The following is a 22,771-nucleotide window of genomic DNA, read 5'->3' as shown; positions in this document are numbered from 1 at the left end:
CCTTCAGTTGAAGGCCCTTTTTGGTTGTGAACTTTGAGATGAAGTTAAATTTTTTAGCGATTGAATTTGAATGGATTAGAAGTGCCCGTCGCAAAAAGTCTGTTGCCTTAAAAGTGAGTCAATCAGGTGCGTTGCAGTGCATCACCCCTGACAGTTGGTCAAAAACGGCTCTATTTCAATTTCTTCAAAATCACGAAAGCTGGTTTATTAGGGGGGCAGAGCGTTTATCCGCGCAACCTAAAGTGCTTACACTTGCCAGAGGACAGTTAATTGAATTGCTTGGAGAGCCTTATCGATTGGAAATTGTGTGGGCAAAAAAGTCAGGATTTCAATTATTGGCCTCTTCGAGTATTGCTGTGATTCAGATTTCACAAAGAAAAGTCAATTATGCATTGAGTCATCCCAGTAGAGCGGGGTTAGAGGGGTTGGTTCAAAGCGCGATTCAAGAGGCATTAAGCCACTATTTTGCTCAATGGTTGCAAGTCAAATTGGCATTTTGGGAGCGAGAGATGTCGATTCGGTCCACAAGTATTAAAGTGAAAAATTATCGAGCGCGCTGGGGCAGTTGTGATGCGAAAGGGGGTGTGCAGTTTAATTGGCGGTTGGTGTTTGCGCCAGAGTGGGTGGTGGATTATGTGATTGTGCATGAATTGGCGCATCTATTTGAGCGTAATCATGGGCAGAGATTTTGGCGGATTGTTGAAACGCACTTTCCGCAATATCAGGCAGCTAAGCAGGTTTTAGCTGAAAAAGGCTCTATTTGGATGGGGTATTAAAAAACCCCGTTTGAAAAACAAACAGGGTTTTTATGCAGCCAATAAGTTTTCGAACCATCTCAATTCAATAGGCGTAGAAAACCTTATAGCTTTTAAGGGGCAAGCCCTTTAATTACATAGGATGAACGTTCTCAGCCTGAGGTCCTTTTTGACCTTGGGTAACATCCATAGAGACCTGTTGGCCTTCTTGAAGGGTTTTGCGCCCTTCGCCTACGATAGCACTAAAGTGAACAAAAACATCTTTGCCACCTTCTTGTTCGATGAATCCGAAACCTTTTTCATCGTTGAACCATTTAACTGTGCCTGTAACTTGATTTGACATGTATTACTCTTTCTCTTGCTTAACCCGCTATTGCAGGTTGTAAAAACTTATTGACTGAAAAATTCGGTCAACTTTCAAAAGTTTAGCGTTTAACTAAACTCGAGACCCAGTGTATAGAGTGTTGTAGATAAAGTCAACTAAATAATTGATTTTCTTTTCCGAAGCTGTCTCTAGGGATCCAGTTCCGGTGCATGATAGACATAAGGGCGGTGTGCTGAGAGCTTTTGCGTCTCTTGTTTCAGTGCTTCCACCTCTTTCTTTAGGGCGTCCTGCTGTTTTTGTAAGGTCTGAACCTGTTGTTGGATCATTTTTAAACTCTCTTGAATTAAGTCTAAATTATGACTTTTAACAACGTTGTTGACGGTTTTTTGTTTTAGGTCTGCTTGTATCTGTTTGATTTGACGACCTTGAACTTTTATTAACCAGCGAATAGCGGCCAGTTTTTTGGCGTCTTCTGGTGAAAGTTTGGCAATCACAGTTTGCGGGCTTGCATGTGCTGAGGGCGTCGCTTTGTTTGCTTGAATGGCTTGATGCACAAGCGCTTCCAAGGATTGTTGTTTGTGTAAAATTTGTTGAATGACTTGTTTGATTTCTCCGAGTTCTTTTAATGAAGATTCAGGTGAGTGTTCTGGCGCATGCTCTGGTGAATATTCTTGCGCGTGTTCTGGCACGTGTTCCGGTGTATGTGCTTCTGAATGCAAAGAGGAGGGCGTTTCATCCGTTGCAGGGACGTGATTCGCATGATCTGAATGAGAAGCGCCATTGTCAGGCACTGTGTGTTGTTCAGTAGGTTGAGCGGCCTCAGTTTCGGGAGGGGTTCCATGAGCATTGCGATGAATATTAACCGGTGTTGACGGCACTGTTGCAGGGGGAAGGGCAGCAGTTTTCTCTAATTTTGTGGAAAGAGTTTCAATTAAAGAAGAGAGTTCATCTACTTTTGTATTGATTTTATTTTGAAACAGGGTGTTGTTCGTTTGGATAATATCCGTCACTTCCCCCTTAAATTCATTGAATTTTTTATTTTGAGCGTAAAGCAGGTAGCCCATGACGCCTGCAGCTGATAGGGAGAAAATAAGACTAATAGTGGTCAGCAATGAAACTGCATTTTTATTTTTTGTTAGCTGCTTAGATTCGTTTTTAATGAGTTGCCGTAATGCATGATTGGCGTCACTGAGCTCAATGAGCTCAGCTTTAAGTTCATGTGCATTTTTAATGGCGAGTTCAGAGGATTTTTGACTGCTCTCAGCAGCATCTTGAGCAGCTTTGGCTGCTTCGAGTGCGATGGCCACAGCTTCTAACTCACTCATGGGGGCTGAGTAAGGTGCCTGTTGAGGCGTGTCTTGAGCAGAATGATTTGTTTGAACTTCAGGTGTCACCTCTTCATCCATTAATTCAAGTAGATCATTGAAGTCGTCACTCGCAGGCGAAGAATCAGGGGTTTCTGATGTAGGCTGTTTTTTAGACATTTCATTCTCTTTTAAGGTTCGCGTCAGATGCTCGGCCTGAGAAGAAGTTGGCGTGTCCATATTGTCTAGTGCATTTAAGAGTTCATCAGTTTGATCGTTCATATTTCGCCTGCTTTTAACAGTTGATTAAAAGGTAAGGTTATTCGGCTAAGGCACTTTTAATGGCTTCATTTTGTGCTTTAAGTTTTTCATTTCTGGCATGAATTTCCTGCAAAATGCTTGGCAGCTGTTCTTCACTGTAGCTAGGAATCTGATCAATTTCAATGCCACTTTTTTCCAACAATGTGCGTGCGCGTTCAGCCGCTTGGTAAGTTGTATTAATCTCTTCTTGCAATTTGAGTGTGCGTTCTTGTGCCGTTTTCGTGGCTTGAAGCGCCAGTTCAATGGCTTGTTGAGAAGAGTTTTTAACTTTTTCTGCCAGCAATTCGGTTTCTTTTTGCAGCTCGAGTGCAGCCTCGAGTTCAGAAACGGCTTGTTCAGGGGAAACCTTTTCGCTATTTATTGGCGCAGGTTCTGCTTGAGGTTTAGGAGCCACTTGGGCTTCGGGAATTTCTGCTTCCTCAGCTTGAGTCTCTTCAGGCGCTAGAACCTCTTCTATCTCTTCCATAGATTCAGTGATTGCAGGCTCTTCATTTTCTGAATGATCTTCAGAGTTTCCTTCATCCATCGTTTCTAAAAGCGCATCGATTTCTTGTAAATTATCCGCTTCGCCCGCACCGGATTCTGAGGGGGTTGTTTCTTCTGGGTTTGTTTCTGCTTGCATAGCCAGCATCTCATGAGTGGCCAATTCGTCTTGAGTTAAAGTGGTTTCTGACATGAGAGTGTTCCCCCTATTTAATGAGTCAACGAGTTTGTAGAGATAAAAGCAGGAAGTGTGCCATTTTTAGGTGTTGTTTTCATAAAAGTTGTTAGGGATCCAGGCTGACAAAAGGTCATTAACTGCTGATGCGTGGGGTGTTGGAAATGCAACTCTGCAGCGTGTAATAGCAGGCGAGAAGCTGCCTGTAGGCTATGAGGGTCAGCATAAAGATTATCGCCTAATATGGGGTGTCCCAGCATTTGCATATGGACACGAAGCTGATGGGAGCGACCGGTATGCGGAATTAGGGAAACCTCAAAGGCGTTGTCAAATTGGTGGCGGACGATCCACTCCGTGTGCGTATGTTTTCCATTTCGGTAGTCAATGATTTGACGTGGACGATTTTCCCAGTCGCAGCGCATGGGCAGATGAATCCGTCCTTTTTGCCGTTCAGCAATACCTGCACAGATCGCTTCATAGCGTTTAAAGGTTTGGCGATTTTGAAATTGTTGATTCAGATGACGAAGGGCGGTTTTGTGTTTTGCAATGACCATAAGGCCAGATGTGTCCATGTCTAAACGGTGCACAATATGTAAAGGGTGCTGGCAATAGTTTTCTAGGAGTGTGACGAGACTGGTTTTATTCTCAGGTAAGCGCCCCGGAACAGAGAGCAGACCGGAAGGTTTATTGGCGACAATTAGGTCGTCATCTTCAAAAAGAATCCAGTCAGTTTGAAAGTGAAAGATTTTGGTGGGGGCTTGACGGAGTTTCATAAAAATTGAGTTCTGGATTCAGTACAATAATTTAAAATAATTTCATTTTACTGAAATAGGGATGAAAAATGAAAAAAGTGAAGGTGCTCTTTGTATGTATGGGGAATATTTGCCGTTCACCTACTGCGCACGCGGTGTTTCGTCAGTTAGTCAGAGAGAAGGGATTAGCAGATGTGATAGAGATCGATTCGGCAGGGACGCATGCTTATCATGTTGGTGAAATGCCTGATCAGAGGGCGATGCAGACGGCAAAAAATCGCGGTATAGAGATGCATGATCTGCGCGCACGCAAAGTGGATTTTGGTGATTTGTATGAGTTCGATTATATTTTGGCGATGGATGAAGCCAATTATCAAAATTTAATGGATTTGGCACTGCCTGAACATCATGAGAAAATTCGTATGTTTTTAGAGTTTGCACCGGAAGTGAGTGAAAAAGAGGTGCCAGATCCTTATTATGGCGGCCCTCAAGGCTTTGAGCATGTATTTGATTTAGTACAAAAAGCATCAGAAGGGTTTTTAAAAGAAATAGAACAGAAGCATCTGTTATAATAAAAAAATCGTATAATCAATACGATTCGGAACGTTTTAGTAAATATAAGCCAACTTCGGAGAAAGTAAGTGAGTTGGTGAGCAGACTTTGGATTTGTCAAGGTCTTTAGAAGACTCCGCCAGTGACAGTTTTCGGCAGAGTGATATATTTAAAACAAACCCAAACCAACCTGATTCGAGCAGTTGCTTTCAACGATTTGAATGATTTAAAGATCGTTTTCCGCTGGATTGGATGGGGTTGTAAAGAGAAAGAAAAATACAAGTGAAAAAAGAAACATCTATAAATGATCCGCATGCAGAACGCGAAGCGGAAAAGTACGAAAATCCTATTCCTAGTCGAGAAGCCATTCTCGAATTCCTTGAAAGTCAAGATCACCCCCTCAAATTTAAAGAGATTGCAGCGGCCCTTCATATTGAAGATGAAGAACGGCTAGAAGCCTTAAGCCGTCGATTAAAGGCGATGGTGCGTGATGGGCAAATTATGCAAAATCGTCGCGGCGCTTATGGACCTATCTTAAAGATGGACCTGATTAAAGGTCGAGTCCTTGGACATCCAGATGGCTATGGCTTTTTGATTCCGGAAGTGCGGGATACCAAAGATATCTTTCTCCCAGAGCGGGAAATGCGTAAGGTGCTAAATGGAGACATTGTTTTAGTCTCTATTACGGGGGAAGATCGTCGAGGTCGTCCAGAAGGAACCATTGTTGAGATTCTAGAGCGCGCCAATAAAGAAGTGATTGGTCGACTCTCTTTTGAAGATGGCATGGCTTGGGTGCGGCCTGAAAATAATCGAATCACGCAGGATATTTTTATTCCTAAAGATGGACTTCATGGTGCGCAAGAGGGGCAAGTTGTTTTGGTGGAAATTTTACACCAGCCCTCTGCACGTTCTGGTCCAGTAGGCCAGGTTAAAAAGGTATTGGGCAATTATCTAGACCCCGGCTTGGAAATTGAGTCGGCTCTGCATACATTTAATATCCCTCATGAGTGGTCCCAAGAAGCCTTGGAAGAGTTGGATGCGATTCCGGATGAGATTCAACCTGAAGATTATCAAGGTCGCAAAGATATCCGTAATTTAAACTTGGTGACCATTGATGGCGTTGATTCTAAAGATTTTGATGATGCGGTTTATGCTAAGCCGAGAAAATCAGGTGGCTGGCGTTTGGTCGTCGCGATTGCGGATGTTTCTCATTATGTGAAACCCGGTTCTGCATTAGATAAAGATGCTTATGAACGCGGCAACTCGGTTTATTTCCCACAGCAAGTGGTGCCGATGTTGCCAGAGAAGTTATCAAATGGCTTATGCTCATTGAATCCCAAGGTGGATCGCCTCTGTATGGTGTGCGATATGTATATCGATGCCGAAGGGAAACTTGAGCGCAGTCAATTTTATCAAGCGGTCATGAAATCTAAGGCGCGTCTCACCTATGATCAGGTGTATGACATGCTGACCAATGAAAACAGTGAATACTTAGCGGAATTTGGTGAATTTAAGTCTGACCTAGATGAGCTTTATGCGCTTTATAAAGTGTTGCATGCGGCAAGAGAGCAGCGCGGGGCTTTAGAGTTTGATACGGTTGAAACGCGAATTGTGTTTGATGATGATCGCAAGATTAAAGAGATTGTGGAAGTCAAACGTAATGATGCGCACAAGCTGATTGAAGAGTGTATGCTGATGGCGAACGTGGCGACAGCCCGTTATCTGAAGTGGCATAAAATTCCATTCTTATATCGTGTGCATGAGCCACCAACACCCGAAAAAATTGAGAGCTTAAGAACTTTCTTAAAAGATTTTGGCATTGAACTCGGGGGTGGAGACAATCCTACACCGCGTGATTTTGCAGCGGTGGCTAAAGCGGTGGAAGGAAAGCCTTATGAGCACTTGGTGAATACGGTGCTGTTGCGTTCTATGAATCAAGCGGTCTATTCGCCCGAAAATAAAGGGCATTTTGGCTTGAATTATGATCTGTATACGCACTACACGTCACCGATCCGTCGTTATCCTGACTTGCTTATTCACCGCGGCATTCGTCACGCTTGGTTGAAACAGGGGGCTCAAGGGTTCATTTATACTGAAAAGGACATGGAAACCTTTGGTGTTCACTGTTCCGCCACAGAGCGCCGCGCGGATGAAGCGACACGAGATGTGGTGACGTTCTTAAAATGCGAATTCCTTTCTCACCATTTAGGCGAAGAGTACGAAGCATTGGTCACTGCGACCACCAATTTTGGTCTATTTGTCGAGTTACAGCCCCTTTATGTCGAAGGTTTGGTGCATATTACCGAGTTGGGAGATGATTACTTTATTTTCGATCGTGACCGTCATCAATTAAGAGGGGAGCGAACAGGTAAGATCTACCGCTTAGGCGATCGCCTTAAGGTGCAGGTGGCGCAAGTTAACCTAGAAGACCGTAAGATTGACTTACGCTTGGTTGCGGACCTCTCTGAATCTGAACATTCAGAGCAAGAAGGGGATCAGGTTGCATCCGATGCAGATTCCGTACAGGAAGAACGCAAACCGCGTAAGAAAAAACGCTATTACCGTGGGAAGCGGAAAAGTAATCGCAGTAAAAAATCTGGTTCCCAGGAAAAACAGGCGACTAAATGAGTCGTAACGGTCAAGAGCTGATTTATGGCATTCATGCGGTTGAGAAGTTTATTAAACAATCACCGCATCTGATCTATGTACTTTCTGTTATCAAAGGCAAACTCAATCCTCGCCAGCAAGCTTTAGTCGATGCGGCGCAAGCGGCGGGATTGCATGTTCAATTTGAGCCGAAATCTTATTTTAATAAGTTAGAAGGCCCTCACCAAGGTGTGGTAGCCCAAGTGGCGAGCCGTCCGGATTTGACCGAGAAAGCTTTACCGGAAATCCTAGCGAACTGTGAAAATCCTCTGTTTCTATTTTTAGATGAAGTGCAAGATCCGCATAATCTCGGTGCGATTTTACGCACCGCCGATGCGGTGGGCGTTGATGCAGTGGTGATCCCAAAACACAATTCAGTTGGGGTCAATGCCACGGTGCGCAAAGTGGCTTGTGGTGCTGCAGAGTCGGTAAAGTTGATTGTGGTAAACAACCTCGTTCGCACTTTGGAATCTTTGAAAAAAGAGGGGATGTGGATGATTGGTCTGGCTGGAGAGACAGAGCAGACCATCTATCAAATGGATTTTAAAGGTTCGATCGGCATTGTGATGGGGGCAGAAGGGTCAGGTTTACGAAAACTGACGCGAGAGGCTTGCGATCATCTTGCCGCCATTCCAATGGTCGGCAGTGTGGAAAGCTTAAATGTTTCTGTAGCGACAGGTGTGGTGCTTTATGAGGCGTTTCGCCAGAGGGAAGTGGCACCGCCTAAAGGTTGAAAGCGACGCCTTAAATTTGACACGACCATCCAAAATCCCCAGTCCTGCCTATATTTAACGCACTCTCAGGACTGGGAAAATCGTTAAGCGCCTTTTTTAAATGGCGTATTCCCACTTAATTAATTGTGGCTCAGGCTTAAATTGAACCATTTGCATGGTGACGGTGTGAGCTTGGTGACGCCAGTCGCCAAGTACCCAGCGTTGATAATGATTTCCTTCCTTAAAATGTGTTTGTATTGCGGGTCGATGGGTATGACCATGGATGATCCCTGTGGCTTGAGGAAACTTTTGTAACAGTTTTTGTACGGCGCTCTCTGACACATCCATAATGTTTTCTGCTTTATTTAGGCTGTATTTTTGCGAATTGGCACGCATATTTTCCCCGATGGCTTGTCTTTTGGTTGCCGGGAGCTTTAAAAACAGCCAAGTGACCAATGGATTGCGAAGTAACAGCCGCATTCTTTGATACGCTTTATCATCGGTGCAAAGCGTGTCCCCATGCAGCATGAGATAGGTGTGTTGCTCGATTTTCGCAAGGTGGGGTTGTTTAAGAGGGGTGGCGCCAGTCGCCTGCCAAAAGGCTTGGCGCATTAAAAAGTCGCGATTGCCAAATTGAATATAGACCGGTACACCCGAATCAGTCAGTTGTTTGAGCGTGGCAATGTCGTCTGCATAAGTTTTGAGACCAATATCATCCCCGACCCACATCTCAAACAGATCGCCCAAAATATAGAGCGCTGACGCTTTTTGACCTGCCTGCTTTAAAAAAGCCCGAAAAGCTCGATTAATTGGATGCTGGCTGTCAGGTTGCAGATGAACGTCTGCAATGCAGATAGGGAATACAGGGTGGCTCATAAATAAAAAGCCCTCGAAAAACGAGGGCCTATTACGATTTATTCGTCGTCTTTGACAATGGTTTCTTCAATAATAATGTCCTCTACGGGGACATCTTGGTGTCCCATGCGGCTGGTGGTTTCTACTTTGGCGATTTCATCGACAATGTCCATGCCGTCGACGACCTGACCAAATACCGCATAGCCCCAACCATTGATGTCTTTCGACTTATGGTCAAGGAAATCATTGTCCGCCACATTAATAAAGAATTGTGTGGTGGCCGAATGGGGGTCCATGGTGCGTGCATAAGAGACAGAGCCGCGCACATTTTTCAAACCATTGTCCGCTTCGTTTTCAATGGGCTCTCCCGCAGGTTTATCCTGCATGCCTTCAGTCATGCCACCCCCTTGAATCATAAAGTTGGGAATTACACGATGGAAGAGGGTGCCATTGTAAAAGCCCTCTTTCGCATAGTGTAGAAAGTTTTCCGCGCCAATGGGTGCTTTTTCCTTATCCACTTCAATGGTGATATCGCCTTTATTGGTTTTAAAGATGACTTGTGCCATAGAATCTCTCCTTATTACTTAAATTATTTAATTTGTCTGGCTTTAATAATCACGACAGGTTTAAGGGGGACATCCTTCATGCCGTTTTTAAAACCAGTTTGAACTTGTCGAATTTTATTGACTACGCGCATCCCTTTAATCACCCGGCCAAAGACGGCGTATCCATAAGCTCTTGGGGTCTTTTCTCTAAAATCCAAGAAGGTATTATTGGCGACATTAATAAAAAATTGTGCCGTTGCCGAGTGCGGATCTGAAGTGCGGGCCATGGCGATGGTGCCGATGCGGTTATGCAGGCCGTTGTCTGCTTCGTTATGGATGGGGGCATGGGTGATTTTTTTCTGCATATCTTCGGTATAGCCACCCCCTTGAATCATAAAGTTGGGGATGACGCGATGAAAAATGGTGCCATCATAAAACCCTTCATTCACATAGCGTAAGAAATTTTTAACGGTTTCAGGGGCTTTCTCAGGATATAGTTCAACAACAATATTACCATAGTTGGTTTCAAGCAGTACTTGTGGGTGCGCAGCATGGTTACTTTGTTCACCGTCAGCGTATGCCCCAAAGCTGATCATGGTTAAAAATGTTGTGGCTAAAGCTAAAAACTGTCTTCTGATCATGATTAAACTCCTGTTTAAGTCGAATATATGGGGCGATTTTAGCATTTTTGAGACCTTTGCATGAGTGGGATGCGAGCTAAAAATGAGAAAAAATTTTCCATATCTAGGCGGGAAACGCAGGCAATAGCCAGCTATTGCCAAGTTTTCCAACAACGATAGGGGAAATTTTAGCCATTTTTAGCCGTAGAACCATCTCATGCAAAGGTCTCTTTTAAAGGGGAGGGGGCTAAAACAGAATGGATGAAGCATGAAGTTGCTCTGCCAGAGGGCGGCAAAATGCGAAGTGGTGTTATATTTAAGGTATAATTTGCGTTTAATTTTAAATTTGAGAGAGTTCTTATGAGCGCTGTGGAAGAGTCAAAACCCACTAACTTTATTCGTAATATTATTGAAGCGGATTTGGCCAGCGGTAAGTACCAGAAGGTGCATACCCGTTTCCCACCTGAACCGAATGGTTATCTGCATATTGGCCATGCGAAATCGATCTGCTTAAATTTTGGTTTAGCGGAAGACTATCACGGCTTGTGTAATCTGAGATTTGATGATACCAATCCAGAAAAAGAGAGCGTGGAATATGTACGCGCGATTGAACGTGATGTGCGCTGGCTCGGTTTTGAATGGGCAGGAGATGTGCATTACACTTCGGACTATTTTGATGCCTTTTATCAGTATGCGCTGGAGTTGATCGAAAAAGGTTTGGCTTATGTCTGCTTTCTCAATGCGGAACAGACGCGCGCTTACCGCGGAACCTTAACTGAGCCAGGCAAACCGAGCCCTTATCGGGATACCTCAGTGGAGGAGAATCTGGCGCTGTTTGAGAAAATGAAAAACGGTGAGTTTGAAGAAGGCGAGTGTGTCCTGCGCGCTAAAATCGATATGGCCTCATCTTTTATGTGTTTGCGTGATCCGGCGCTTTACCGCATTCGCTATCAAACGCACCACCAGACAGGGGATAAGTGGTGTATCTATCCGATGTATGATTTTGCCCATCCGATTTCAGATGCCATTGAAGGCATTACCCACTCACTGTGTACACTTGAGTTTCAAGATAATCGTCGTTTGTATGATTGGGTATTGGATAACTTGGAGGACTTCAAACAGCAGCGTCCTTATCAGTATGAATTCTCTCGTTTAAATTTAGAATACACCGTGATGTCCAAGCGCAAGCTGCTGAAGCTGGTGGAGGAAGGCTTGGTTGAAGGTTGGGATGATCCTAGAATGCCCACCATTTCCGGTATGCGTCGTCGAGGCTATACCCCCGCTTCTATTCGAGATTTTGCTGAAAGAATCGGGGTTTCTAAGGTGGATAGCATGACCTCTATGTCGATTTTAGAAGCGAGTGTGCGTGATGATTTGAATGTGAAAGCGCCTCGAACGATGGCGGTATTGGATCCAGTAAAACTGGTGATTGAAAATTATCCTGAAGACAAAACTGAACTGTTGTTAGCACCGATTCATCCTCAAGATGAAGCCATGGGCAAAAGAGAGATTTTCTTTGGTCGAGAAGTCTATATTGATCGTGCGGATTTCCGAGAAGAAGCCAATAAAAAATACAAGCGCTTGGTATTGGGCAAAGAGGTTCGACTACGCAATGCTTATGTGGTTAAGGCCGAACGTGTAGAGAAAGATGAGAACGGTGAGATTACTACAATCTATTGCACCTATGATCCAGAGACTTTGGGCAAAAATCCAGCCGATGGTCGCAAAGTGAAAGGGGTGATCCATTGGGTCGAAGCGACCACTGCGGTGCCTGCAGAGTTTCGTCTGTATGACCGCCTGTTTACGGTGCCCAATCCTGGCAAAGAAGAAGACTTTGAAAAGGTGCTCAATCCGGCTTCATTAACGGTTAAACACGGTTTTGTGGAGAAAAATATGCTGCATGCCGAGGCGGAGAAAGCCTATCAGTTTGAAAGAGAAGGCTATTTCTGCCGAGATAATCGCTCTATGGATCAAACCCCTCTGGTCTTTAATCGGACGGTCGCCTTAAGAGATACCTGGGAGCAGAAATAATGCAAGCATTAAAAATTTACAATACTGAAAGTCGTCAAAAAGAGACTTTTAAACCGATTCATGAAGGGAAAGTTGGGCTTTATGTCTGTGGGGTGACGGTTTATGACTACTGTCATATTGGTCATGCACGGGTGATGGTGGTGTTTGATACGGTGGTACGGCATCTGCGTGCTTTAGGCTATGATGTGACCTATGTGCGCAATATTACCGACATTGATGACAAAATCATCAATCGCGCCATTGAAAAAGGGGAAACCATTCAGTCGTTGACCGCGCGTTTTATTGATGCCATGCATGAAGATGAAGCCGCTTTGAATGTGATGCGACCCGATATTGAGCCACGTGCAACAGAGTATATGGATGCGATTGAGGAGATGATTGCGTCGCTGGTGGATAAGGGCTGTGCCTATCAGGCAGACAATGGGGATGTCTATTTCAATGTGAAAGCCGATCCGGATTATGGGCGTTTGTCGGGTAAAAATATTGAAGATTTAGAAGCGGGTGCCCGAGTAGAGGTCAACACAGCGAAGAAAGATCCGCTCGATTTTGCCTTGTGGAAAGCATCCAAGCCAGAAGAGCCGGCTTGGACCTCCCCTTGGGGTGAAGGGCGGCCGGGTTGGCATATTGAGTGTTCCGCTATGTCCACGAAGTGTTTAGGGAACCATTTTGATATTCACGGCGGAGGCATGGACTTAACCTTTCCTCACCATGAAAATGAAATTGCACAAGCTGAGTGCGCAACGGGAGAACATTATGTCAATACGTGGATGCATGTCGGCTTTGTGCGCATTAATGATGAAAAGATGTCAAAATCCTTGGGCAATTTTTTCACCATTCGTGAAGTGTTGAAACAGTATCACCCTGAAGTGATTCGTTATTTTCTATTGGCAAGTCACTACCGCAGCCCGGTCAATTATTCAGAAGAGAATTTAGAGAGTGCCAAGGCGGCGGTGAATCGGCTTTATTCCGCTTTAGAGGGCCAATCGATTGCCGAAGCGGCAGTGGATACGGAGTTTGAACAACAGTTTATGGCGGCGATGAATGATGATTTTAATACGCCCCAAGCGCTGGCTGTTCTATTTGAGTTGGCCAAAGCGGTGAATAAGACTCAAGAGGCTGCTCTAGCTGGACTCTTGCAAAAGTTGGGTCGTCAATTAGGCCTGCTCACTGAAGAGGCCGCAGACTTTTTTCAATCGCAGCCTTCCCAGTCAGATTTGACGGTAGAGCAGATTGAGGTCTTAATCGAAGAGCGTAAGCAAGCGCGTGCGGAGAAAAATTTCCAACGTTCTGATGAGATTCGAGATGCGTTGCAAGCACAAGGCATAGAGCTATTGGATACGCCAGAAGGAACCAGTTGGCGGAAATTATAACGACTAGCACATCTTTTATGACAGTTAGGTTAAATTTTATTGATTTAGAACAAATTAGCGTTTGACAATATGATTAAATTCTAATATTATATCGTCATTCATGTTTCTTCATGAGTATCCTCCTCTGATTATTTCTGTTTAGAGATAATGTTGACCCCGCCGGAAACTTTCTCCTGCGGGGTTTTTTTATCTCTCAATCTTGCTCTGCTGTGAATACTTTTGTCTGACTTGTAATCCGCCTGAATGATAAAGAATGACACGACTTCCAGCTGGTATTTGTCCATTTTTAACGGAATTTAAAAAATGAAATACCATTTTAGCGGTGTAGATGGGGTCAAGGGGAATATTGAAGGTCTGTTCAAACCATTTCATTGACGCCAGCAATTCGGGGGTGATTTTCCCATAACCTCCGCAAGCCGATTGGGTATGTAACTGCCAATCGGTCTTTTGCGTTTGACCGATCCAGTCTTGAATTTGCGGCAGTAGATAGTCGGCTTGATTTAAAACCGCAATCCCTTGAATAGATTTTGAAAATGGAGGTGATGGTGTCATGGCTTCAGCCGCTTTGACCAGCCCCGAAAAGCTGGCGCCAGTGCCTACAGCGGTATAGAGATGTGTCCAGTTTTCACATTGCTGATTGAGTTGCTGAACCACTGCTGCCATGCCGGAAACGGCTAGAGCGTTGCTCCCGCCTTCCGGTAATAGATAAGCTTGAGGATATTGTTGTTGCAGTGATTTTAGAAAATCTGGTTGATTGCGCTGGCGGTAAGCATGGCGACTCAAAAACTGCAGTTGCATGCCATTTTTGGCCGCTTGTTTTAGCGTATGAGACCAGCGTTCCGGGCGGTTGGCCAGTTCCTCGCCGCGAATCATGCCGAGTGTTTGAAAGCCCAAACGATGACCTGCTGCGGCAGTGGCAGCAATATGATTGGAGTAGGCGCCGCCAAAAGTCAATAGTTGGTTTTTGCCGGCTTGTTGCATGGCCATTAGGTTCGGCGCAAGTTTTCGCCATTTATTGCCTTGAATTTCAGGATCAGTGAGATCATCGCGTTTAATCCACACCTCTATTTGTGCGCGTGCAAACAAGGGATGTTCCAGAGGGGACAAAGGCGTGATATTTAAAACCTGCATATGGTTCATTTGGTAAAATAAGCTTCACAAAATAAAAAAGAGGTCATTGTAATCGATGGAACATTTAGTCAACAGTTTGGATGTTTTGTTTCTTTTATTGGGTGCCATTTTAGTACTCTTTATGCATGCAGGTTTTGCATTTTTGGAAGTGGGGACCGTCCAGCATAAAAACCAGGTCAACGCTTTAGTTAAAATTATTTCTGATTTGGCTGTGTCAACGGTCGCTTACTTTTTTATCGGTTATGGCATCGCCTATGGGGTTTTTCTTGGGTTTAATGCGCAAGACAGCTTGATGCAGGCAATGACCGAAAAATCCGGCTATGAGCTGGTCAAATTCTTTTTTCTCATGACTTTTGCGGCGGCCATTCCGGCCATTGTTTCTGGCGGAATAGCGGAGCGTGCACGCTTTTATCCATTGCTTATTGCAACTTTCTTTATTGTGAGTTTGGTCTATCCATTCTTTGAAGGGATTGCATGGAATGGTCATTTTGGGATTCAAGATTGGCTAAAAACACAATTTGGTGAAAGTTTTCATGATTTTGCTGGTTCTATGGTAGTTCATGGCATGGGCGGTTGGATTGCATTAATGGCCATTTTGGTTGTTGGCGCACGTCATGGCCGCTATACCAAAGATGGACGCATTAAGTTTAATCATCCCCCTTCCAGTATTCCTTTTTTAGCCTTAGGTTCTTGGATTTTGATTGTGGGCTGGTTTGGCTTTAATGTGATGTCTGCGCAAGCCATTGAAGGGATTCAAGGCTTGGTGGCCATCAACTCCCTTATGGCAATGGTCGGGGGTATTCTTGCCGGCGTATTTATCGGTGATAAGGATCCAGGGTTTGTGCATAATGGCCCCTTAGCTGGCTTGGTAGCGATTTGCGCAGGTTCAGATGTGGTGAATCCTTTGGCCGCTTTAGTCATTGGGGCGATTGCTGGGGCTTTATTTGTCAAAGCCTTTATCTGGACGCAACAACGTATGAAAATCGATGATGTATTAGGCGTTTGGCCACTGCATGGCCTTTGCGGTGTCTGGGGGGCCATTGCTGCGGGTATTTTTGGCAGTAAAGCGTTGGGAGGCTTAGGCGGAGTTTCCTTGATGTCACAACTGGTGGGCACCTTGATCGGAATTGCCATTGCGGTCATCGGTGGCTGGCTGGTGTATAAACTGGTCAATCATTTTGCGCCGCTCAGAATGGATGATGAAGAGCAGTATGAAGGGGCAGACTTAACTTTCCACCATGTCCGCGCCAATCCGCCTAGAGAAGACTTTTAAAACACTCAACAAACGGGCTGTTTGCCCGTTTTAGGATCGTATGATTAAACAACTAACAACTGAGCAACTTTACCGTTTTACCCATCTTTCTCGTGAAGCTTTTTATAGTCAAAAGGCCGATATTTACGAGTTTATGCAACGCTTTCATCCGCGTGCTTATCAATCACTCAATTTTGGATTGCATTTAAAACGTAATCAAAACCATATCTTTGTGATGGGGGAGTCTGGCGTCGGCCGTATTGGCATGACCAAAGCGATGCTGTTACGAGCGGCTCAAAAACGCCCGGTGCCTGATGATGTGATTTTGGCTTCAGATTTTTCGGAAGCCAATAAAACTCAATATCTTTATTTTCCAGCCGGTTGGGGACACGCTTTTAAACAAGCGATTGAAGAGCTGATTACCCAGTTAAAAACACAACTGCCAGTGGTGTTTGATGGACATGCTTATCAGTTGCAAAGCCAGCGGCTGGAAAATGAACTGGCGGCAAAACAGAATGAGGCTTTGGAACCGGCTTTTGAGTTGGCGGATGAATTGGGCGTTGAGATTATTCAGAATGAGAATAATTTTGTGCTCAAGGCGATCGTTGGGGATAAGCGTCTCAGTGCCTCTGAATTGAAGCAGTTGGACGAGGCGCAACAAAAGTATTTTTCTGAGGCGATGGATAAGGTTGAAGAGGCGCTGAATAAAGGATTGAGCCATTTCCCTTTTTTACAGCATCAATATTTAGATGCTGGGAAGAAGCTCAATACCCAGGTGGCCAATGAACATATTTCTCCTTTGATTGAAGCCTTAAAAATGGAGTTTGGCAAAAATGAAGCGGTTTGCCAATATTTAGAGGATCTGCAAAAGGCGATTGTCGCTAAATTGCATCTGTTTTGGGATCAAAATGCCGATCAAGTGACGGTGCAGACCACGCAAAATAGTATGGAAGAGTTGCTGGCAGAGCAGCAGGGGATGTCTGTTTTTGAAGTCAATCTGTTGGTGGATCATCGAGACTTAGACCATGCGCCAGTGATTTATGAGCAAAATGCAACCTTACCTAAGTTGTTTGGTTACACCATTAACTCTGCGCAAACCAATGCCACCGACACCTTGATTTTGGCGATGAATCATCAAGCGGGTTTGCTCCAACAAGCCAATGGCGGCTTTTTGATTCTCAATATTCAATCCATTTTAAAAGATCCGGAAATTTGGCCGCATCTAAAATCGGCCTTAATAACCAAAAAGTTGACATTTGAGATTCCTTCCTCAAGCAGTGTAGTGCCTTATCACCTACCGGACTTTCCTTTAGACGTGACGTTGGTCTTGGTGGGTCAGCCGGTGCACTTTTATGCGCTGTTAGAAGCGGATGCAGAGTTTAGCCGCTTGTTTAAAGTCCAGGTCGAATTTGAAGTCGAGTTGGTTCGCAATGCGGATCATGAATTGACGCTTGCTAAGCAGTTGGCGACGGAAGTAGAGCAGTGGCAGGATTTAGAGCCATTAGAGGTTGATATTTCCGCTTTTGAACGCTTAATTGAGTATGCCGCGCAGCAGGCTGAAGATGAAGGGAAGCTCTATACCAATAAAGCCATCTTGCGCGATCTGATGGCAGAAGCCTTTGCCTATGCACGTGCGAATGATGAGCAAGTCGTGACACGCCGCACGGTGGAAGCTACTTTAAAACAGCGAGCTTTCCATACCGGCTTGATGGAGGATGCTTTCCATCAAGGGATTATTGAACAGCAGGTGCTGATCTCTTTAGAAGGCCAGCGGATAGGACAGGTGAATGGTTTAACCTATATCTCGGTAGGCAAGCAGTCGTTTGGACAACCGGTACGCATTACCGCGCAAGTGTCGGCTGGAGATGAAGGGGTTTTGGATATTGAACGTGAGATTGAACTCTCAGGCCCCATTCATTCTAAGGGGGTGTTGATTTTAGAAGGCTATTTACGTGGCCGCTATATGAAAAACAAAGCCTATGGGTTTTCTGCTTCCATTGTGATGGAGCAAACCTATGATGGGATTGAAGGTGATAGCGCCTCTTCAGCAGAGCTGCTGGCCTTAATTTCCTCTTTGGCAGAAGTCCCTATGCGACAAGATATTGCCATGACTGGATCGGTCAATCAATTTGGTGAAATTCAGCCGATTGGAGGGGTAATTGAGAAAATAGAGGGATATTTTAAAATCTGCCAAGCACGCGGTTTAACCGGTCAGCAGGGGGTTTTGATTCCTGAGCTCAATGTGCGTCATCTCATGCTCAATGAAGCTGTACGCAAAGCGGTGGAACGCGGTCAGTTCCATCTGTATAGCATGGAGAAAATAGAGGATGCGGTGACCTTGCTAAGCGGTGTAGACATGGAGAAGGTGGATGCGCGGATTCATCAGCGACTGGAGCAGATGAATGAAAAATCTAACTGCCATGACTGAGCAAGGGACGTTCCATCAACCCTATGCGACGCTACCGCAGCACTTTTATACCGTCGTGCAGCCTGAACCTTTGCAATCCGGTGAGTTGATCCTTACCAATGAACGCTTACGGCAACAGTTACAGCTGCCGGTTGATGACAAAAGGCTTAAAGCCTTAGCGTGCGGTGAAGCCGGCTTGCCAAACTGTGAGCCCTTGGCGCAAAAATATACCGGTCATCAATTTGGTTTTTACAACCCACAACTGGGTGATGGTCGGGGAGTGCTTTTAGGGGAGTGGGTGGATCCTCAAGGCGCTGCATGGGATTTGCATTTAAAAGGGGCTGGCCGCACGCCTTATTCACGTCAAGGGGATGGACGTTCGGTTTTACGATCCAGTATTCGAGAGTTTTTGGTCTCAGAAGCTTTGGCAGGACTGGGGATTCCAAGCACACGCGCCTTGGCGTTGGCTTGTTCCAATGAAGTGGTTTATCGCGAACAGGTGGAGCCTAGAGCGACCTTGATTCGGGTGGCAAAAACCCATATTCGCTTTGGTCATTTTCAATGGGCTGCGAGTCAAGGAGAGGCGGATTTTAAGCAGCTGCTTTCCTATGTGGTGCAACACCATTTTCCTGATTGGCAAAATTTACCCGTTGCTCAGCAAGCTCAAAAGGTGTTGACCGCCATTTGTCGTGCAACCGGTGAAATGATCGCCCACTGGCAGGCAGTTGGGTTTAATCATGGGGTGATGAATACCGATAATATGTCGATTTTAGGCGAGACATTTGATTTTGGCCCCTTTGCCTTTCTAGATGATTTTCAACTCGATTTTGTCTGCAACCTCAGTGATAGCTACGGTCGATATGCGTTTAATGAACAGCCCAAAGTAGGGTTATGGAACTGTCAGATTTTGGCAAAGAGTTTTCACGCTTTATTAGGGGAATCGGAGCAGGATTTAGCGGTTGATGCCTATATCCAAGCCTACAATCAGCATTATTTACGGTTGATGCGGCAAAAACTGGGGTGGACCGTGGCGGCAGAAGCGGACAAGGCTGAAGTGGATGCCCAAGATAAACAGCTTATCGCAGAATTATTAAAACGGCTAGATCAAAGCCGGGTGGATGGGTTAAATTTTTGGTTAAAGTTGCAGGCTTGGGCAGAAGCGCCGAGTGAAAAGCATCGTCTAGATTTGGAAAGCCTCTTTTCGCAACCGAAATTGATTCAACCTTGGCTGCAAGCCTACCAAGAACGATTGCAACAAGGGGCGGATATTGTCCAGATGAAGCGGGTGAATCCGCAATTTATTTTACGCAATAGCATTGCGCACTCCGTGATTTCAGCCGCTGAACAGGGGGATTTTGCACCGCTTAAACAGTGGTTAGAAATCTTACAATCGCCTTTTATTGAACGCCCGGAAATGGCGAGTGCTCAAGCAGCCCCCGAACGGACTCAGAGAGGCATCCGCTTGAGTTGTTCTTCTTAAACGGTTTGATGACGCTGTTTCCAACGGTGCGCCACATGCCAGCGCCAATAGCATTGAACGAGAAAGTAGAAAATGACACCCAGCACAATCCCAACGACAGCACTGCCCAAATAAAGAGGCAGCCAGATATGGTCAAGGGTGGTCATCATCCAGTGCCAGCTGAGTTCAAAATGCAGATCCTGTTGTGCTGGAGTGTGTAAAATCCAAGTGCCGACCAGATAGTTGAAATAGAATATCGGGGGCATGGTAAGGGGGTTGCTGATCCAGACTAAAGCCACACTGATGGGGAGGTTGGCACGGAAAATAATCGCGGTTAGCGCGGCGGCGACCATTTGCGAAGGCATGGGAATGGCCATCCAGAATAAGCCAATGACAAAAGCACGGGCAACGCTGTGACGGTGAAAATGCCACAAGGCGGGATTTCCTAGCCATTTCCCTAAAAACCCTAACCCTTTCATATTGCGGATTTTATCGGGATCAGGCGAATATTTTTTTAACAGTTTTCTAGGCATAGGAAAAAGTCATGTTTTTGAGTTTTGTGCTCGGTGTACTGGTTTCGATGATTTTGTTCTATCATCGCCTTGAACTTCCTAGCGTCACTTCAATGGCTGTTTCAGCGGCTGTCACCCTAGCACTGTTTGCATTTAAACGCTATTGGTGGCCCTATAAGACAGGTCATTTCTATGTGGGACTTATTATAGGCTTTCAATGGGCATTTTGGCACAGTTTTTTTCAGCCAAAATTGCCGGATCCGGTGCAAACTGAAATGAGTCAGACACAGGGATCGACTCGTTTATGGGAAGTGACGGGGGAAGTGGTTTCTCTGCCACGTATTCAGCCATTATCGGCTCATCAGCAAAAGGTTCAATTCAATTTAAGCTTGCAGCAGTTGAAAGCGGTCAACTGTACCCCGAGATTACAGCCGTGTCATTGGCAATTTAGTTGGGGGCGCCGACTGTTGATTCGCTTGAGTGATTATCAGGCGAAAAAAATCCCGCACGCCGGGGAAACTTGGCAGTTTGTCATTCGCTTAAAACCGATTCATGGGTTGATGAATCCTGGGGGCTATGATTTAGAAGCGGCTAGATTTCAGCAAGGTATTGTTGCCAAAGGTTGGGTTAAGCATGGCAAGCAAAGTCACTGGGAGGCGGCAAAAAAACTGTCTGATGCGTCGCCTTTTTCTGTTTTAGCTTGGCGAGAACAGCTGAGAACGCATTGGCAGCAGCAGTTTGCAGACAGTCCTAATGTAGGCGTTTACTTGGCTCTATTATTGGGCGACCGTTCAAACTTAACTCAGGATCAGTGGCAACTGTTTCAACAAACTGGTACCAGCCATTTAATGGCCATTTCCGGATTACATGTCGGTATTGCAGCCGGAATGGGCGCTTTTTTTGCGGCCTTGCTATGGCAGTGGGGGATTCGCTTATTTCCACATCGACCTTGGTATTGGTTGCACGGAACGCCTAAAGTGCAATGGATGGCCGTGGGGGCGTTGATTTTTGCAACCCTCTATGCCTTCTTGGCCGGTATGAGTATTCCGACACAAAGAGCCTGGCTGATGGTGATGGCCATGCTGCTTTTTGTCTGGTTGCGGCGACCCTTTCAACCTTGGTCTGCCTTGGCTTTGGCGGCACTGTTGGTGCTTTTTTGGCATCCGTCGTCGGTATTAAGCGCCGGATTTTGGCTCTCCTTTACCGCGGTGGCTTTGATTTTTGCCTGTCTATATCATCCCCGCATTCAACCGCTGAAAAATTGGCAGAAGCTGATCGTGATTCAAGTGGTTTTAACCGTGGGATTAGTGCCGCTATTAGCCTATTATTTTCATCAATTCCCCCTTGTTTCACTGATGGCCAATCTTATCGCCGTGCCTGCTGTCAGCTTGTTGGGGTTGCCCCTATTAATGATCAGTGCACTGTTGCCGTTTACGTTTTTGCAGTCACTGAATGAAGCGTTTTGGCAGATGTTGATGCAGTTTTTGTCTTTGTTAGCGCAATGGCAGCCACCTTTAACTATAGGGGCACTCAGCGGTTGGCAGGTAAGTGCGATTTACGGTTTACTGTTTTATGGTTTATGGAAAAAAGCGAATTTAAAGCAATGGCTGATGATCGGACTCACTCTTGCGCTCATCTGGCTGCTCCCCAAATGGTGGCAGCCGAGTGTGCAGCCGGGCGATTTTAAAGCCACTTTGTTAGATGTGGGGCAAGGGCAGAGCTTGGTGGTACAAACAGCGCGTCATGTGGCGGTTTTAGATACCGGTCCGAGATGGAACGCACAATACAATGGCGCCAGTTTAGCCATTCTGCCCTATTTTCGCAATGAAGGCATCAAGCAAGTGGATAGGTTAGTGGTGTCACACAGCGATCTGGATCATACGGGGGGCACACAGCAGCTGCTAGAGCGTGTGCCGGTTCAAAAAAGGCTTTCAGGTGAGCCGCAGAAAGTGGCGCAAATCGCGCATCTGGATCCACATCTGTTTCAGCATTGTCAAGCCGGTCAGCAGTGGCAGTGGGAGGGGGTGAAGTTTCAAATCTTAGCGCCCAGTCCCCCTTGGCCTTTTAAGGACGATAATGACCAGTCCTGTGTGGTGCGTATTGAGAATGAGCGATTTTCACTATTGGATATGGGGGATGCCAGCGTTAAAGTTGAGCAATACTTACTCAATCAGGTACCGAAGTCATTGCTAAAAGCAGATATTTTAATCGCCGGTCATCACGGTAGCCGAACAGCCAGTTCACTGGCATTTTTGCAAGCGGTGCAGCCTAAATGGATATTGTTCTCCAGTGGATTTCAGAATCGATACCACTTTCCAAGCCAAGCCGTTCGCGATCGATTAGCTCAGTTAGGCATACCGTGGTTAAATACGGCTGAAGCAGGTGCCATTACCGTCCTAGCCACTTTAAAGTCATTACAAGTGGAAGGCTACCGAGCACAAAAGGCCGTTTGGTATCATTTTAAGCATACTGTTAGTCACTCTTAATTGAGCATTGATCTCGTTGTACAGGTTTTTATTAATTTTATTAATTTACATATTGAATTTTTTCTTATCAGTCCCAT

At 45.4% G+C, this 22,771-nt stretch carries 19 protein-coding genes; 10 read left to right on the top strand and 9 right to left on the bottom strand.

Annotated elements, in window-relative coordinates:
• Nucleotides 1-38: 38 nt before the first annotated feature.
• Entirely contained in the window at nt 39-776 is a 738-nt protein-coding gene (locus ACYQ05_RS04665) for a M48 family metallopeptidase (RefSeq protein WP_459818794.1), read from the top strand.
• Nucleotides 777-888: 112 nt separating this feature from the next.
• On the opposite strand, the gene ACYQ05_RS04660 is transcribed toward ACYQ05_RS04665, so the two are convergent.
• The 4 genes from ACYQ05_RS04660 to ACYQ05_RS04645 all read right to left on the bottom strand — a co-directional run bounded on the left by ACYQ05_RS04660 (nt 889) and on the right by ACYQ05_RS04645 (nt 4,136).
• Nucleotides 889-1,098 carry a cold-shock protein gene (locus tag ACYQ05_RS04660; RefSeq protein ID WP_459818792.1) on the bottom strand — a complete coding sequence of 70 codons (210 nt, stop codon included), beginning with the start codon at nt 1,096-1,098 and terminating at the stop codon, nt 889-891.
• Nucleotides 1,099-1,268: 170 nt separating this feature from the next.
• Nucleotides 1,269-2,666 carry a hypothetical protein gene (locus ACYQ05_RS04655; RefSeq protein WP_459818790.1) on the bottom strand — a complete coding sequence of 466 codons (1,398 nt, stop codon included), beginning with the start codon at nt 2,664-2,666 and terminating at the stop codon, nt 1,269-1,271.
• A gap of 37 nt (nt 2,667-2,703) precedes the next feature.
• Nucleotides 2,704-3,381, bottom strand: coding sequence for a hypothetical protein (locus ACYQ05_RS04650; protein WP_459818788.1), 678 nt, complete (start codon nt 3,379-3,381; stop codon nt 2,704-2,706).
• Nucleotides 3,382-3,398: 17 nt separating this feature from the next.
• On the bottom strand, nt 3,399-4,136 hold the full coding sequence (locus ACYQ05_RS04645; RefSeq protein WP_459818786.1) for an RluA family pseudouridine synthase: 738 nt from the start codon (nt 4,134-4,136) through the stop codon (nt 3,399-3,401).
• 68 nt (nt 4,137-4,204) lie between these two features.
• Here ACYQ05_RS04645 and ACYQ05_RS04640 point away from each other — a divergent pair, with 68 nt between their 5' ends.
• The 3 genes from ACYQ05_RS04640 (at nt 4,205) to rlmB (ending at nt 8,047) form a co-directional block, all read left to right on the top strand.
• Nucleotides 4,205-4,687, top strand: coding sequence for a low molecular weight protein-tyrosine-phosphatase (locus tag ACYQ05_RS04640; protein WP_459818784.1), 483 nt, complete (start codon nt 4,205-4,207; stop codon nt 4,685-4,687).
• 262 nt (nt 4,688-4,949) lie between these two features.
• Entirely contained in the window at nt 4,950-7,295 is a 2,346-nt protein-coding gene (rnr, locus tag ACYQ05_RS04635; RefSeq protein WP_459818782.1) for a ribonuclease R, read from the top strand.
• Entirely contained in the window at nt 7,292-8,047 is a 756-nt protein-coding gene (rlmB, locus tag ACYQ05_RS04630) for a 23S rRNA (guanosine(2251)-2'-O)-methyltransferase RlmB (protein ID WP_459818780.1), read from the top strand. Before rnr ends, rlmB begins: the two co-directional genes overlap by 4 nt.
• A gap of 96 nt (nt 8,048-8,143) precedes the next feature.
• Here rlmB and ACYQ05_RS04625 read toward each other — a convergent pair whose 3' ends face one another.
• Genes ACYQ05_RS04625 through ACYQ05_RS04615 form a run of 3 tightly spaced genes read right to left on the bottom strand, consistent with a single transcriptional unit; the run spans nt 8,144 to nt 10,067 of the window.
• Nucleotides 8,144-8,902 (bottom strand): UDP-2,3-diacylglucosamine diphosphatase, encoded by a 759-nt coding sequence (locus ACYQ05_RS04625; RefSeq protein ID WP_459818778.1) that lies wholly within the window; start codon nt 8,900-8,902, stop codon nt 8,144-8,146.
• Between the two features lie 38 nt (nt 8,903-8,940).
• On the bottom strand, nt 8,941-9,447 hold the full coding sequence (locus ACYQ05_RS04620; RefSeq protein ID WP_459818776.1) for a peptidylprolyl isomerase: 507 nt from the start codon (nt 9,445-9,447) through the stop codon (nt 8,941-8,943).
• 23 nt (nt 9,448-9,470) lie between these two features.
• The gene (locus tag ACYQ05_RS04615; RefSeq protein WP_459818774.1) at nt 9,471-10,067 is read right to left on the bottom strand and encodes a peptidylprolyl isomerase; all 597 of its coding nucleotides are present in this window, start codon (nt 10,065-10,067) and stop codon (nt 9,471-9,473) included.
• 339 nt (nt 10,068-10,406) lie between these two features.
• Between ACYQ05_RS04615 and glnS the strand changes: the two genes are divergently transcribed.
• On the top strand, nt 10,407-12,077 hold the full coding sequence (gene glnS / locus ACYQ05_RS04610; protein WP_459818772.1) for a glutamine--tRNA ligase: 1,671 nt from the start codon (nt 10,407-10,409) through the stop codon (nt 12,075-12,077).
• On the top strand, nt 12,077-13,447 hold the full coding sequence (gene cysS / locus ACYQ05_RS04605) for a cysteine--tRNA ligase (RefSeq protein ID WP_459818771.1): 1,371 nt from the start codon (nt 12,077-12,079) through the stop codon (nt 13,445-13,447). The genes glnS and cysS overlap by 1 nt, the downstream gene beginning before the upstream one ends.
• Nucleotides 13,448-13,633: 186 nt before the next feature.
• Here cysS and ACYQ05_RS04600 read toward each other — a convergent pair whose 3' ends face one another.
• Nucleotides 13,634-14,587, bottom strand: coding sequence for a 1-aminocyclopropane-1-carboxylate deaminase/D-cysteine desulfhydrase (locus ACYQ05_RS04600; RefSeq protein WP_459818769.1), 954 nt, complete (start codon nt 14,585-14,587; stop codon nt 13,634-13,636).
• Nucleotides 14,588-14,633: 46 nt separating this feature from the next.
• Between ACYQ05_RS04600 and ACYQ05_RS04595 the strand changes: the two genes are divergently transcribed.
• The 3 genes from ACYQ05_RS04595 to ACYQ05_RS04585 are packed head-to-tail and all read left to right on the top strand — an operon-like array spanning nt 14,634 to nt 19,717.
• Nucleotides 14,634-15,851, top strand: a complete 1,218-nt coding sequence (locus ACYQ05_RS04595) for an ammonium transporter (RefSeq protein ID WP_459818767.1) — start codon at nt 14,634-14,636, stop codon at nt 15,849-15,851.
• 40 nt (nt 15,852-15,891) lie between these two features.
• On the top strand, nt 15,892-18,258 hold the full coding sequence (locus ACYQ05_RS04590; protein ID WP_459818765.1) for a Lon protease family protein: 2,367 nt from the start codon (nt 15,892-15,894) through the stop codon (nt 18,256-18,258).
• Nucleotides 18,233-19,717 (top strand): protein adenylyltransferase SelO, encoded by a 1,485-nt coding sequence (locus ACYQ05_RS04585; RefSeq protein ID WP_459818763.1) that lies wholly within the window; start codon nt 18,233-18,235, stop codon nt 19,715-19,717. The genes ACYQ05_RS04590 and ACYQ05_RS04585 overlap by 26 nt, the downstream gene beginning before the upstream one ends.
• Here ACYQ05_RS04585 and ACYQ05_RS04580 read toward each other — a convergent pair.
• Nucleotides 19,714-20,229, bottom strand: a complete 516-nt coding sequence (locus ACYQ05_RS04580) for a DUF2062 domain-containing protein (RefSeq protein WP_459818761.1) — start codon at nt 20,227-20,229, stop codon at nt 19,714-19,716. The genes ACYQ05_RS04585 and ACYQ05_RS04580 overlap by 4 nt on opposite strands.
• 11 nt (nt 20,230-20,240) lie before the next feature.
• On the opposite strand from ACYQ05_RS04580, the gene ACYQ05_RS04575 reads away from it, so the two are divergent.
• Nucleotides 20,241-22,694 (top strand): DNA internalization-related competence protein ComEC/Rec2, encoded by a 2,454-nt coding sequence (locus tag ACYQ05_RS04575; protein WP_459818759.1) that lies wholly within the window; start codon nt 20,241-20,243, stop codon nt 22,692-22,694.
• Nucleotides 22,695-22,771 lie beyond the last annotated feature (77 nt).

This window comes from Galenea microaerophila (assembly GCF_054657255.1).
The sequence above is the reverse complement of the archived record's forward strand: the minus strand, read 5'-3'. Positions and strand labels throughout refer to the sequence as shown.

Coding starts and splice junctions, on each gene's coding strand:
- ACYQ05_RS04665 (WP_459818794.1), top strand. CDS start 39: ATGAAGTTAAATTTTTTAGCGATTGAATTTGAATGGATTAGAAGTGCC.
- ACYQ05_RS04660 (WP_459818792.1), bottom strand. CDS start 1,098: ATGTCAAATCAAGTTACAGGCACAGTTAAATGGTTCAACGATGAAAAA.
- ACYQ05_RS04655 (WP_459818790.1), bottom strand. CDS start 2,666: ATGAACGATCAAACTGATGAACTCTTAAATGCACTAGACAATATGGAC.
- ACYQ05_RS04650 (WP_459818788.1), bottom strand. CDS start 3,381: ATGTCAGAAACCACTTTAACTCAAGACGAATTGGCCACTCATGAGATG.
- ACYQ05_RS04645 (WP_459818786.1), bottom strand. CDS start 4,136: ATGAAACTCCGTCAAGCCCCCACCAAAATCTTTCACTTTCAAACTGAC.
- ACYQ05_RS04640 (WP_459818784.1), top strand. CDS start 4,205: ATGAAAAAAGTGAAGGTGCTCTTTGTATGTATGGGGAATATTTGCCGT.
- rlmB (WP_459818780.1), top strand. CDS start 7,292: ATGAGTCGTAACGGTCAAGAGCTGATTTATGGCATTCATGCGGTTGAG.
- ACYQ05_RS04625 (WP_459818778.1), bottom strand. CDS start 8,902: ATGAGCCACCCTGTATTCCCTATCTGCATTGCAGACGTTCATCTGCAA.
- ACYQ05_RS04620 (WP_459818776.1), bottom strand. CDS start 9,447: ATGGCACAAGTCATCTTTAAAACCAATAAAGGCGATATCACCATTGAA.
- ACYQ05_RS04615 (WP_459818774.1), bottom strand. CDS start 10,067: ATGATCAGAAGACAGTTTTTAGCTTTAGCCACAACATTTTTAACCATG.
- glnS (WP_459818772.1), top strand. CDS start 10,407: ATGAGCGCTGTGGAAGAGTCAAAACCCACTAACTTTATTCGTAATATT.
- cysS (WP_459818771.1), top strand. CDS start 12,077: ATGCAAGCATTAAAAATTTACAATACTGAAAGTCGTCAAAAAGAGACT.
- ACYQ05_RS04600 (WP_459818769.1), bottom strand. CDS start 14,587: ATGAACCATATGCAGGTTTTAAATATCACGCCTTTGTCCCCTCTGGAA.
- ACYQ05_RS04595 (WP_459818767.1), top strand. CDS start 14,634: ATGGAACATTTAGTCAACAGTTTGGATGTTTTGTTTCTTTTATTGGGT.
- ACYQ05_RS04590 (WP_459818765.1), top strand. CDS start 15,892: ATGATTAAACAACTAACAACTGAGCAACTTTACCGTTTTACCCATCTT.
- ACYQ05_RS04585 (WP_459818763.1), top strand. CDS start 18,233: ATGAAAAATCTAACTGCCATGACTGAGCAAGGGACGTTCCATCAACCC.
- ACYQ05_RS04580 (WP_459818761.1), bottom strand. CDS start 20,229: ATGCCTAGAAAACTGTTAAAAAAATATTCGCCTGATCCCGATAAAATC.
- ACYQ05_RS04575 (WP_459818759.1), top strand. CDS start 20,241: ATGTTTTTGAGTTTTGTGCTCGGTGTACTGGTTTCGATGATTTTGTTC.